Genomic DNA, 568 nt, shown 5'->3' on the forward strand with positions numbered 1-568 from the left:
CTGTTTCAAAATGCAGAAAATTGAAGTATGGCTCAAAATAAGTTTTGTACTCTTCGCGGCTTCCACCAAACGGAGGCCCCGGCTGCCCGAAGGTAGTATCGAACAGGAGCCCGACCAACTTTCCACCGGGAGCCAGCAGTTCGGCACATTTCCGGGCATAGGCCGGCCTGAGCGAGGGGTCGATGGCGCAAAAAAACGTCTGCTCCACAATCAGGTCATACTTTCCTTCCAGCGCGAAAAAATCCTGCAACAGCAGCTGGTCCTTTGGGAAGGCAGGCATTCTGGCTGAAAATTCTTCTAGGGGCGCCTGCGCCACATCCACTACATCTACCTTTGTGAATCCCTGCAGGTATAGGTATTCGGCCTCGTAAGCATTCCCACAGCCGGGAACCAGTATGCGCTGCGAAGCGTTAGACAGCTGATCGAAATAATTTTTGAGAGGCGTCGTTATAGCTCCAACGTCCCAGCCAGTCTGGCCATTTTGGTAGCGGCTCTGCCAGTAAGCTGCACTAAATTGTTGATTCATTTTGTATGATAATAAAGCAAAAGTCTTATATTTGAAGCTTGC

General features: G+C 50.2%; 1 protein-coding gene. It reads right to left on the reverse strand.

Annotated features, from left to right (window positions below):
* The coding region (locus tag OB13_RS16605) for a methyltransferase domain-containing protein (protein WP_461491299.1) at positions 1-526 on the reverse strand (526 nt) is incomplete at its 3' end.
* Positions 527-568 lie beyond the last annotated feature (42 nt).

This window comes from Pontibacter sp. HJ8 (genome assembly GCF_054824225.1).